The following is an 11554-nucleotide window of genomic DNA, read 5'->3' on the forward strand; positions in this document are numbered from 1 at the left end:
AATGTCATCATAGGGGGAATTTGAATGATATTTTGTTCTTTATATAGCGGGAGTAGTGGTAACAGTATGTTTGTTGCTTCTGATAAAGCAAAAATATTAATAGATGCAGGACTTCCAGGTAAAAAAATTGATGAAGCATTGAAACAAATAAACCAAAATCCAAAAGAGTTAAATGGAATTTTTGTTACACATGAACATGGTGATCATATTAAAGGAGTAGGAGTTCTATCTAGAAAATATGATATACCAATATATGCAAATTGTGATACGTGGGATAAAATGGAGTCATTAATTGGCAAAATAAAAGAACATAATATAAAAATTATCGATAAAAGATCAGTTACTCAAATAAATGATTTAGATGTAAAAGCATTTAATATTCCTCATGATTCAATATCTCCAATGGGATATACTGTGAGCAATAATAATAAGCAAGTTAGTGTAGCAACTGATATAGGCACATTCACAAAAGAAATCTATGATAATATTAAAGAATCACAAGTTATTTTGCTTGAAAGTAATCATGATGTTAGTATGCTCAAATATGGACCATATCCATATTCATTAAAAAGAAGAATACTAAGTGAAATAGGACATTTATCTAATGATGATTGTGCTTTAGCAGTTGTAGAATTAGTTAGAAATGGTCTTAATAAAAGAGTAATTTTAGGACATTTAAGTAATACTAATAATCAACCAGACTTAGCATATCAAACAGTAATAAATGTATTAAGAGAGAATGGAATCAGTGATGAGCACGACATAACATTAACTATGGCAAATAGAAATCAACCAAGTGAATATATACAAATCTAAAAATATGCTTGGTTTATTATAAATTAGTTAAAATTATAATTTATAAATAGAATATAAATTAATGAGTTTAAGGGAGGATTTTAAAAATGAGTTTATATACAAATTGGACTGACATGGTTGTAGATTATGTAAAGAATAAAGGGGAAAATGCTTTTTGGCAAGAATATAGTAAGTTAGAAAAGAGCATATATAAGGATTTATTAGCTAAACATAAGGAAATTAAAAAGACTACAATTACTGAATTAGCAAAGCAATATGATTCTTCATTAGAATTTACGATGGGATTCATTGATGGAATAAATGATAGCTTAAAGGATCAATATGATCTTGAAATTATAGATGCAGATACAGAAATAGTATTAGATATCAATTTAGAAACTTTATACTACAATATGTTAGATGCAAAGGCTGAATATCTTTATACTTTACCTCAATGGGATGGAATTTTTTCTGAAGAAAAGAGAAAAGAAATTCAAAAACAATTTAGAGATTCTAAAATTGTTAGAAACATTGAAAAAGTAGGAAGAAATGATTTATGTCCATGTGGAAGTGGTAAAAAATATAAAAAATGTTGTGGACAAGGCAAATAGTATAAGGTGATTCCTATCTTCAGAGGGAGTTTTTATAATAGCAGTATCAATCTATATCTGAAGATTAGAAGAGCTTATCTAGGAACGTGTAGCCATTATCTTGCAATTGTAGAAGTAGGAGTATTATGGATGCAGCTATCTGATAAATGATTAGGAGTTGTCTCAAAAGTATCTTGAGATAACTCCATTTAATTATATTATTAAGTAATAAACAAAATAATATTTATTAAAGTCGCATAAGTTTCTTATTTAAAGTATTAGTTAATACATGTGTATTTTTAACTTGTTAATATATTTACTTATATATAAACTTACTTTAATTTAATATGTATAATTTATAGATATTTAAGAGTACATTTATAGTAATATTTATGAAGCAATAATATAATGGAATACATTAAAGAGCTTTTGGGGGTATAGATATGGATAATAATATGATGCAGTTAAATGAACAAAAAATTCTAAGAACAATAAAATCATTAAAAGAAAATAACATGAATGGATATCTAGTAGCTACTAAAGAAGAGTTAATAAATACAATAGAACAAATAGTAAAGCCGGGAAGTACAGTTACATGTGGAGGTTCTATGACTTTATTTGAGTCAGGTATTATTGATTATCTTAAAAATGGAAAATATGATTTTTTAGATAGAAATAGACCTGGAATTACACAAGATGAAGTTAAAGATATTTATACTCAAGCTTTTAGCAGTGATGCATATTTTGTGAGCTCAAATGCAATTACTGAAGACGGGGAATTATATAATGTTGATGGAACTGGAAATAGAGTTGCGGCTATGTTATATGGGCCTAAAAGGGTAATAGTGATTGTTGGAGTTAATAAGATTGTACCAACACTAGAAGGTGCTATACAAAGAAATAGACAAGTATCTGCACCAGCAAATGCAAAGAGGTTAAATAGAGTAACGCCATGTGCAAAAGTAGGTACTTGTATGGATTGTAATAGCAAAGAAAGACTATGTAATGAATACATAGTAATAAAAAGGCAAGTAGATAAAGATAGAATACATGTAATTTTTATGAATACTAGTTTAGGATATTAAAAATATAATATATTAAGCTATGGAAGCATCAGTGCAGGAGAAATCCCGAATTGGTGCTACTTTTATTTAGGCTATGTTTTAAAATATCAACACTATTTTAAAACATAGCCTAATATAAGGCATATTAAAAAAATAACAATTAAGTCAGCTAGTTTATTTTGCAACTTTGATTTGTTATTTTCTTTCATTATGTTTAAACTAATGAATATATTAAGTTAAGGAGATTTTATGAACATAACAATTATTTCAGTAGGAAAACTTAAAGAAAAATACTTAAAGCATGCAATTGAAGAATATTCAAAGAGATTATCACGTTACTGTAAATTGAATATAGTTGAATTAGATGATGAGAAAACACCTGATAATGCATCATTAAAGGATGAACTTATAATAAAAGATAAAGAAGGAAATAAAATTTTAAATATTATAAAAGATAATATGTTTGTAATTACATTAGATCTTAAAGGAAAAACGTTATCTTCAGAAGAATTATCTAAGTTTATTCATGATTGCGGAGTAAGAGGAAATAGTAATCTATGTTTTATTATTGGAGGTAGTTTAGGCTTAAGTGATTCAGTTTTAAAAAGAGCTAACTATAGTCTTTGCTTTAGTAAGATGACATTTCCACATCAACTTTTTAGAGTTATGTTACTAGAACAAATTTATAGGAACTTTAGAATAAGTAATGGAGAACCATACCATAAATAAATGAGGTTTTTACTAAAATAAGATTATAGTAGTAAGGTATACATTGTTTCAACCATTGAAATCCATGAAAAAGTATTGTCATAACATTATGGTAATATCTTTTGTTATATGAATACATATTCGTTCATAAGGATGGTATAATATGAAAAAAATACATAGAAGTATTTGGTTTATAATCTTAGGTGAGTATGAAAAAATAGAGAGCGTACTTTAATTATTTATGTCTAAAATATTGACACAGATTCACTTATATATAAGAAATAATAAAATTTAAGGAAGTATCTTAGAATGGTAAAGAGAATTAAAAAGTTTAGGAATGTGGCAGTGTGAATTAAGTTAAGGGATATTTAGAAGATTAAATTTAGGAGGATAAGATGAATAATACATTTAATCATTGGACAGAAATAAAATATTTAAAGGATACAATAAAAAATCCCTTAATTGAAGTTGGAGAATACACTTATTATTCAGGATATTACGCAGGTGGAGATTTTGAAGATATATGTGTAAGATATATATGGGGCGATGAAAAATCTAAAGAAATGTATAATCCTATAGAAGACTACGGATGGACTTTAGATAGAATAAAAATAGGTAAATATTGTTGTATTGCTAGCGGAGTAATATTTATGATGGGAGGAAATCACAATCATAACCCTAACTGGATAACTGTATATCCATTTAAAGATAAGTTATTAGATTCATATAAGCCCAAAGGAGATACAATTATAGGTAATGACGTATGGATTGGTACAGAAGCAATGATTATGCCAGGAATTACAATTGGAGATGGTGCAATAATTGCATCTAGATCAGTAGTTACAAAAGATGTAGATCCTTATACTGTTGTAGGAGGAAATCCTGCAAAACATATAAAAGAAAGATTTGATAAAGATAAGATAGATATGTTACTTAAAATGAAATGGTGGGATTGGGAAGAAAATCATATTAAAAATAGCATAGATATATTGTCTAGTTCAGACATAAATAAATTGTACAAATACTATGAAATCAATATAATATAATGTACATTTACTTTATTAAAGTGTGATGCACGAATATAATTATAAAACAATAAATGATATAAATAAAAGAACTATGACATTTTAAAAGAGTAATAGTGAAAAAGTTATTAAATCAAGTATTAGTAGAACTTTATACTATTAGAATCACTCTGATGGCTGTCAGGGTGATTCTTTAATTTTAATATGTAAGGTGTTTTATGAAAATCCAGGTTATATCACTAATAAACAGATAGCACCATTTGTATGTGATCTTCATAAATTAATGTAAGAATAATTTGTGAGGAGATTACTTTGGCAAAAGGATATATATTAGTAAGGCTATTTAAGGTTAAAGAGGCTTTACCTAAAACAGATGCAAAGCTTAAGATTACTAATGCTGAAAACGGCAATGTAATTTATGAAAATAATGATGCGTTTGATATCAGTGGAAGAAGTGAAATAATAGAAGTTACTACTCCTGAAAAAAGTTTATCTCAAAAACCATATGAAGAGGGTGTAATTCCTTATGGACTTTATAACATCGATATTTTAGCTAAAGGTTTTAAAGAAGTTATTGTAGAGGGAGTAAGTGTTTTTGAAGAAAATACTTCAATACAGAATATTGAGGTAATCGAGGAAAATGAAATTAGTGAATTTAATGTTTCACCAGAAAAAATTGTTATACCACCTGAACAACTTGTACTTAAAGCTCCAAGAGATAAACAAATGGGTACAATGGTTCAACCATTTGTATTGGATAAACCTTATATACCAGAATTTATTGTAGTGCATTTGGGATCTCCGAGTTCAGCAGCAGAAAATGTAACAGTAGGATTTGTTGATTATATTAAAAATGTTGCATCAAGTGAAATTTACCCGACTTGGCCAGAAGAATCCCTAAAGGCTAACATTTATTGTCAGATATCATTTGCGTTAAATAGAATTTATACAGAATGGTATAGAAATAAGGGATACTCTTTCCAAATAACAAATTCAACTGCTTATGATCAATACTTTATAAAAGGTAGAAATATATTTGAAAATATAAGCAAAATAGTTGATGAAATTTTTAGTAAATACATTATAACGGTTGGAAATAAGACACCATTTTTTGCACAGTATTGTAATGGAACAACAGTTAAATGTGATGGATTATCACAATGGGGGTCTGTAGATTTAGCTAATGCCGGTATGGAGGCTTTAGATATTATTCAGTATTATTTTGGCTATGATAAAACTTTAGTTAGAGCAACAACGATTGAAGGAATACCAGAATCTTATCCAGGTACTGCCCTTAGGCTTAATGATGAAAATAATAATGTTAAGGTTATTCAAAAACAATTAAATAGAATATCTAAAAACTTTCCAGCTATTCCTAAAATACCATCTGAGGATGGGAAATTTGATAAGCAAACTGAGGATGCTGTTAAGATGTTTCAGAAGGTCTTTAATCTTACTCAAGATGGAATTGTAGGAAGGGCTACTTGGTATAGGATATCAAGTATTTATGTTGGTGTAAAGAGATTAGCAGAGCTTGAACAAGAGCCTGAGTATAATGAAGAAAAACCATCTGGGTATGTACAACCAGATTTCGATGGTCAATACCCAGGATATGTACTAAGGGAGTGTTTAGTTGGTGAGGATGTTAAGTGGTTACAGACTTATTTACAAGCAATAGCAAAACGTTATAAACAAATACCAAGTATATGTGTAGATGGAGTGTTTAATAAAAAAACAAAAAGTTCTGTAATGATTTTTCAAAAAATCTTCGGATTAGATGTTAATGGAAGAATTGGAGTTAATGATTGGGGAAAATTAATATTAGTATATACTAGCTTAGATAGTGTAGAGAATGTTAATAAATCTGATATATTATATGAGTATCCTGGTTTCGATCTTGGGTTTGGGGATCAAGATGGCTATGTTATGGTATTACAAGACTATATAAATGTTATTGCAAAAAATAATTGTAGGATAAGTGAGATACCTAGAACTGGTAAATTTGATAATGATACTAAGATTGCAGTTGAAAAATTACAAAAACAACTTGGATTAAAAGTTACTGGAGTAGTTGATGAAATTACTTGGAATAAAATATCCTCAACCTATGAAGCTTTGTATAGTGGTAGAAAAATTAGAGAAAAATAAAGTAAAATAAGAAAACATAATTAGACCCCCAACAAAGTACAGCAGGATAATAGGCTGTACTTTGTTGGGGGTCTAATTAGTTAATTAATTAAAGTAGTAACTAACTAACAGTATCTCTCTCTATTAAAGTAGGATCTAAACTTATGGTTAAATTCTCTGTAGTCCCATTAATCATATTTACTAATAATTCACAGGCACTTTGTCCCATTTCATAAATTGGCTGAGCAATAGTAGTTAATTCAGGCTCTAGTATATATGATATATTTATATTGTCATAGCCTAAAATAGAAATATCTTTCGGCACTCTATATCCTTCTCTAATTAACACCTTAAATCCACCTGATGCAAATATCACGCCATCAACTAATTTACTTATAAGTAATTTTACATATTTATTCTAATTTATAAAGGTGTTATAAATATTTTTAACAATAGTGATGTGATCCGCTCCTTCTAATTTATTCATAAAAGGAAATACCTAATATTATTGCTGACATTCCAAGATACATAATGTTACGACTTATTTTAAATTTAACTATATACTTATAATAATTTTTATTTGTGTCGTTTAAGTAACAAAATTGTCATATAACTGTTACATTATCGTTGTATTATTTAAAGTAGTAATAAATCTATATAATATTTTACATTGGAGGATTAAGATGAAAAAGATTATTTATACATTAGCTGGTATAGTGTTAACAACTACTTTAATGGTGGGATGTGGTGCTAATACTACTACAGGTGCTCAAAGCAAACAAACTACTCAAAGTACTTCAACTGATGACGGATCAACTAAGCAGAAGAATTTTCAAAGGGCAGATTTAGAAGGAGAAGTCGCAAGCATAGATGGAAATAAAATAACACTAAAAGTTATTAAAACTCCTGAAAGACCTGAAGGAAGCAGTCAAAAAAATGCAAGCAAGAATGCAGATAAAACAAATTCAGATGTGAATAATAAAAACGGGCAAGCTCCTAAGGCACCAGAAAACAGACAGGTAGAGTATACAGGTGAAACTAAAGATATTACAATTGGCGATGGAATACAAATAAAAACTATGAATAGAGGACAACAAGGTTCAGAATCAAAAGATCTTACTGTTAATGATATAAAAGTGGGAGATACACTTCAAATAACTTATTCAGATAAGGAAAAAGAAACTATTTCAAATATTAATGTTAGACCAGTTATAAATCAAAATGGAAAAACAAATTCTAAATAGTAATATTATGAATTAAAAAGAAGATGGTATTAAAAAATAAGAAGTATCTAAAGAGGTACTTCTTATTTTTTAATAAAAGAACTTGTTATACAATCCCAAAATTTAATTAAGATTTGAATTTATGATATTAGAATATATATATTAATAATATAAAATTATATGGGGTTTTATTGTTTCTTTATATCTAAAGTCAATTATGATTATGAGATATAGGTAACTCAATTATAAATAAGGCACCTGATTTTGAATTTCTAGCACTAATTTTACCATTTAGTTTTTCAACAACATTCTTACTTATGGATAGTCCAAGTCCACAGTTTCCGTTTGTTCCTTTGTAGAATCTTTCAAATATATTAGGAAGTTCATTGCTTTCAAAGCCTGGACCATCATCAGATATAATAAGTTGCACTTTGTTATTATCTATAACGTTTAGTGCAACAATAACAACACTATCTGCATAACGTATGCAATTACTAATAATATTAGTAATTGCACGAGAAAGCTTTTCTTCATCTCCATGAATTTGAATTATTTCTTTAAGGAAGCTGGTGGTAATTGTTATGTTATTTTTTTCAGCAATCCCGATCATACGATGCACACATCTCTTTATTAATTCACTAAAATCCAAATTGTGACAGTTATAATTCTCCTCAATTGCATCAAGGCGAGATAAATATAATAAATTCTCTACCAAGTGGGTCATACGTTTAATTTCAGCAAGTATAACAGGAACAGCACTATTACTATCAATAACCTCATATTTAATTCCTTCAGCATAGCTTTGAATAGACATGAGAGGAGTTCTAAACTCATGAGATACATTTTCCAAAAAAGTTTTTTGGGCCTTATCATAGGTTTCAAGTTTTTCAGACATAATATTTATATTATTTACAAATTCTTGTAATTCATCATATACGGGCATTTCAATTTTAGTACCAAAGTTTCTTTCTGAAATAGCATTTATATATTGATTAAGATGATAAAATGGTTCAGATATTTTCTTGGAGACACGAGAAGAAAATACTATAGTAATTAAAGCGGAAAAAATAAGTATAAAAAAAAGGATTATATTTATACCTAATTGTAGTTGGTTTATTTGTTGAATATTTGAGTATATGATTACCCAACCTAAACCGAAAGAATTTTTATCAGATACTGGTTTTATAATTGCTGTGTATTTAGTATCAGATAAATTAAAGTTTAAGTACTTCTCTTGGTCAACTTTTTTAGATTTATTAATTTCATTTGTTAGCTGCTTCATAAGATCAGCAGGAACAGAAGCAGAGTTCTCTGGAAAAGGAGTAATTCTGTTTTTATTTTGGTCTAGTAAAATAAAGTCTGCATTTAATAAAGTAAGAGGCTCTTTTAGTGAACGATCTAACATAAAATAGTATCTGAAAAGGTCATTATTTTCTTGTGAATCAGTAGGTGGAAGTTCATTATCTTGCACATTAGGAGATGGCATTCGTGGGGTTTCTGGAAAAAAGTCTGGTCCATGTTGCAATGCAGTATCTTCAGCACTTGATGCTATTTTATTTAACTGTTCTACAATATTTTTTTCAATATACATACGTACAGCTACATTAAATATTATTGTAGTGAATGTGATTAGCATAATAATTACAATAATGTTATATTTAAAAAATCTCCATTTTATTGTGTTTCTTTTCATAATATCATTCCTTATCTCTTATTGTGAATCCAAAACCCCATATTGTATGAATTTTTAGTACTGAACCTCCATCAGAAAGTTTTTTTCTAATCCTTTTTATCATATCATCAGTGGCCCTGGTTTCTACTTTATTTTCAAATCCCCAAATTTTATCTAGAAGCTCACTACGACTGACAGCCCTATTTTTATTCTTTATAAGATAGTAGAGCAAGGATAATTCCATTACGGTAAGACCTAAGTTATTACCATTAATTTCGGCTTGTTTAGTATCAGGATTTATTAAAATATCAGAGATATTAACAATTTGACTATCGCTAATAGGTGTTTTATCCAATTCTATTCTTCTAAAAATGCTATTGATTCTGGCAATGAGTTCTAATGGACTAAAGGGCTTAGTAAGATAGTCATCACCACCTAGCTTAAGACCAGATATTTTATCAATTTCTGTATCTTTAGCAGATACAATTATTATTGGCACACAACTTTTAAGGCGGATTAAGGAACAAAGTGTGTATCCATCTATCTCAGGCATGACGATATCTAATATCAACATATCTGCTTGTTTTTCATTGAAAGCTTCAAGAATGGAACGTCCATCTGTAAATATTTCTACATCAAAGCCCTCTTTAACGAGAAATGATTTTATAATATTACAAATATTGATTTCATCATCAGCAATATATATTAATTTTTTATTCATTAATTTAATTCACCTCAAGCTATATTTTATCATAAACAGAAAATAATATTATTTTAAATTTAAGTTATTTAAGCTTGCCACAAAGTTGCCACAGAATTGCCACAGCATTACGTTAGATTAAAAGGCATTATATTCCGATAGATAATATATAGGATAAAATAAATGCAAGGAAGCAGATTAAAGGAGATAATCATATGAATACAATAAGCAATACTCAAAATACCATTGATATGTACGATCTAAAAAGAATACAGGAAGCGAAGTCTTTAGAACAATCTAAAATTGAAGATCAAAAAGGACAAGAAGAGAATGATTCTATGATAATTAGTCAACAAGCACTTCAAACATTGAATGGGTCTACACAAGTCGCATCAAAGAATAGTCCTTTGGATAGTTTAGTAGCTGCAGGAACAATCACTGAGGATCAAGCGAATGCTATTCAAAGTGCGTTTCAAGCTGGAGGCAAGGCAATTCAAGCGACAGGAACATACAATAATAAAACTAGACATCAAAATCCATTAGATAGTTTAGTAACTACAGGAACAATCACACAAGATCAAAAAGAGGCTATTCAAAGTGCTTTTAAGTCTGCAAGGAAGGCAAATAGATCAAGTGATAATGAGTTAAATAAAACAAAAACAAATCCATTAGATAGATTGGTGTCATCAGGGACAATTACACAGGAGCAAGAAGATTCAATTAAAAGTGCATTTGAAGAAGCAAGGAAGGGAAATAAACCAAGTGATAATGGCTTAAATAAAACAAAAACAAATCCATTAGATAGATTGGTGTCATCAGGGACAATTACACAGGAGCAAGAAGATTCAATTAAAAGTGCATTTGAAGAAGCAAGGAAGGGAAATAGATCAAGTGATAATGACTTAAATAAAACAAAAACAAATCCATTAGATAGATTGGTGTCATCAGGGACAATTACACAGGAACAAGAAGATTCAATTAGAAATGCATTTGAAGAAGCAATAAAGGCAAATAGACCAAGTAATAATAACTTAAATAAAACAAACCCATTAGATAGCTTGGTGTCATCAGGAACAATTACACAGGAACAAGAGGATTCAATTGAAAGTGCTTTTGAATTCTAGCAAATTTCAAGAAAATTTAGGAGGTCAATTATAAATATTTTATCAGTTTCATCATAATTAAATAATTCATATTCAACAACAAGTTAAAGTAAGTAAGAAAGATGAGAGAACAAGCCAAGTTTTTAATAAACAAGTAGGACCTTCAAGAAATGTTGACAGTAATTCGAATAAAAATAAGATTAATGCAGTAGATTCAAGTGAAGAGCATACTTTAGCATTAATATTCAAAGGATAAAATAAATCTAAACTAAAATATATAATAATTTATAGAAAGTTAGCTGAGGGTGTAAATATTTTTGTGTATTCTGATTTTCTTCTTAGAAATAATGTATAACTTAAATATTTAAACTAATCTTTAATTTTGTCTAATAATGTATATTTATAGTGATTGAATTATTTATCCTTTACGTATATTATCTCCAATTAGTGGCAATAATATACCTAGGCAAAATAATTTTTAAGGAACTTTAATTTTAGGAATATCCTAATTTAAAGTTCTTTTTCTTGTGATGTTTTATCAAGTATA

The 11554-nt window shown here is 28.4% G+C and carries 11 protein-coding genes; 8 read left to right on the forward strand and 3 right to left on the reverse strand.

The features are described 5' to 3' along the window. Positions 1-24 precede the first annotated feature (24 nt). The 6 genes from BM027_RS13905 to BM027_RS13930 all read left to right on the forward strand — a co-directional run bounded on the left by BM027_RS13905 (position 25) and on the right by BM027_RS13930 (position 6330). On the forward strand, positions 25-816 hold the full coding sequence (locus BM027_RS13905) for an MBL fold metallo-hydrolase (protein ID WP_090093059.1): 792 nt from the start codon (positions 25-27) through the stop codon (positions 814-816). Between the two features lie 86 nt (positions 817-902). Continuing rightward, positions 903-1406 carry an SEC-C metal-binding domain-containing protein gene (locus BM027_RS13910; protein WP_090093061.1) on the forward strand — a complete coding sequence of 168 codons (504 nt, stop codon included), beginning with the start codon at positions 903-905 and terminating at the stop codon, positions 1404-1406. 422 nt (positions 1407-1828) lie between these two features. Continuing rightward, positions 1829-2470 carry a lactate utilization protein gene (locus BM027_RS13915; protein ID WP_090093063.1) on the forward strand — a complete coding sequence of 214 codons (642 nt, stop codon included), beginning with the start codon at positions 1829-1831 and terminating at the stop codon, positions 2468-2470. Positions 2471-2698: 228 nt separating this feature from the next. Beyond that, a complete protein-coding gene (gene rlmH, locus BM027_RS13920; protein WP_090093066.1) occupies positions 2699-3178 on the forward strand; it encodes a 23S rRNA (pseudouridine(1915)-N(3))-methyltransferase RlmH in 480 nt (159 codons plus the stop codon). 374 nt (positions 3179-3552) lie between these two features. Further along, complete coding sequence (locus BM027_RS13925) at positions 3553-4203, forward strand: CatB-related O-acetyltransferase (RefSeq protein WP_090093069.1); 651 nt, start codon at positions 3553-3555, stop codon at positions 4201-4203. 291 nt (positions 4204-4494) lie between these two features. Next, a complete protein-coding gene (locus BM027_RS13930) occupies positions 4495-6330 on the forward strand; it encodes a peptidoglycan-binding domain-containing protein (RefSeq protein WP_090093072.1) in 1836 nt (611 codons plus the stop codon). 100 nt (positions 6331-6430) lie between these two features. Here the strand turns inward: BM027_RS13930 and BM027_RS13935 are convergent, their stop codons facing one another. Continuing rightward, complete coding sequence (locus tag BM027_RS13935) at positions 6431-6685, reverse strand: substrate-binding domain-containing protein (RefSeq protein ID WP_423230335.1); 255 nt, start codon at positions 6683-6685, stop codon at positions 6431-6433. Between the two features lie 307 nt (positions 6686-6992). Between BM027_RS13935 and BM027_RS13940 the strand changes: the two genes are divergently transcribed. Beyond that, positions 6993-7553, forward strand: coding sequence for a hypothetical protein (locus BM027_RS13940; protein WP_090093077.1), 561 nt, complete (start codon positions 6993-6995; stop codon positions 7551-7553). Positions 7554-7743: 190 nt separating this feature from the next. Here BM027_RS13940 and BM027_RS13945 read toward each other — a convergent pair whose 3' ends face one another. Together BM027_RS13945 and BM027_RS13950 are read right to left on the reverse strand one after the other, a co-directional pair. Next, positions 7744-9225 carry a HAMP domain-containing sensor histidine kinase gene (locus BM027_RS13945; RefSeq protein ID WP_090093079.1) on the reverse strand — a complete coding sequence of 494 codons (1482 nt, stop codon included), beginning with the start codon at positions 9223-9225 and terminating at the stop codon, positions 7744-7746. A gap of 4 nt (positions 9226-9229) precedes the next feature. Continuing rightward, complete coding sequence (locus BM027_RS13950; protein ID WP_090093082.1) at positions 9230-9925, reverse strand: response regulator transcription factor; 696 nt, start codon at positions 9923-9925, stop codon at positions 9230-9232. 194 nt (positions 9926-10119) lie between these two features. Between BM027_RS13950 and BM027_RS13955 the strand changes: the two genes are divergently transcribed. Further along, a complete protein-coding gene (locus BM027_RS13955) occupies positions 10120-11028 on the forward strand; it encodes a hypothetical protein (protein ID WP_139209552.1) in 909 nt (302 codons plus the stop codon). Positions 11029-11554 lie beyond the last annotated feature (526 nt).

Origin of the sequence: Clostridium uliginosum (assembly GCF_900112485.1) — a bacterium.
GTDB lineage: Bacteria > Bacillota > Clostridia > Clostridiales > Clostridiaceae > Clostridium > Clostridium uliginosum.

Coding starts and splice junctions, on each gene's coding strand:
- BM027_RS13905 (WP_090093059.1), top strand. CDS start 25: ATGATATTTTGTTCTTTATATAGCGGGAGTAGTGGTAACAGTATGTTT.
- BM027_RS13910 (WP_090093061.1), top strand. CDS start 903: ATGAGTTTATATACAAATTGGACTGACATGGTTGTAGATTATGTAAAG.
- BM027_RS13915 (WP_090093063.1), top strand. CDS start 1,829: ATGGATAATAATATGATGCAGTTAAATGAACAAAAAATTCTAAGAACA.
- rlmH (WP_090093066.1), top strand. CDS start 2,699: ATGAACATAACAATTATTTCAGTAGGAAAACTTAAAGAAAAATACTTA.
- BM027_RS13925 (WP_090093069.1), top strand. CDS start 3,553: ATGAATAATACATTTAATCATTGGACAGAAATAAAATATTTAAAGGAT.
- BM027_RS13940 (WP_090093077.1), top strand. CDS start 6,993: ATGAAAAAGATTATTTATACATTAGCTGGTATAGTGTTAACAACTACT.
- BM027_RS13945 (WP_090093079.1), bottom strand. CDS start 9,225: ATGAAAAGAAACACAATAAAATGGAGATTTTTTAAATATAACATTATT.
- BM027_RS13950 (WP_090093082.1), bottom strand. CDS start 9,925: ATGAATAAAAAATTAATATATATTGCTGATGATGAAATCAATATTTGT.
- BM027_RS13955 (WP_139209552.1), top strand. CDS start 10,120: ATGAATACAATAAGCAATACTCAAAATACCATTGATATGTACGATCTA.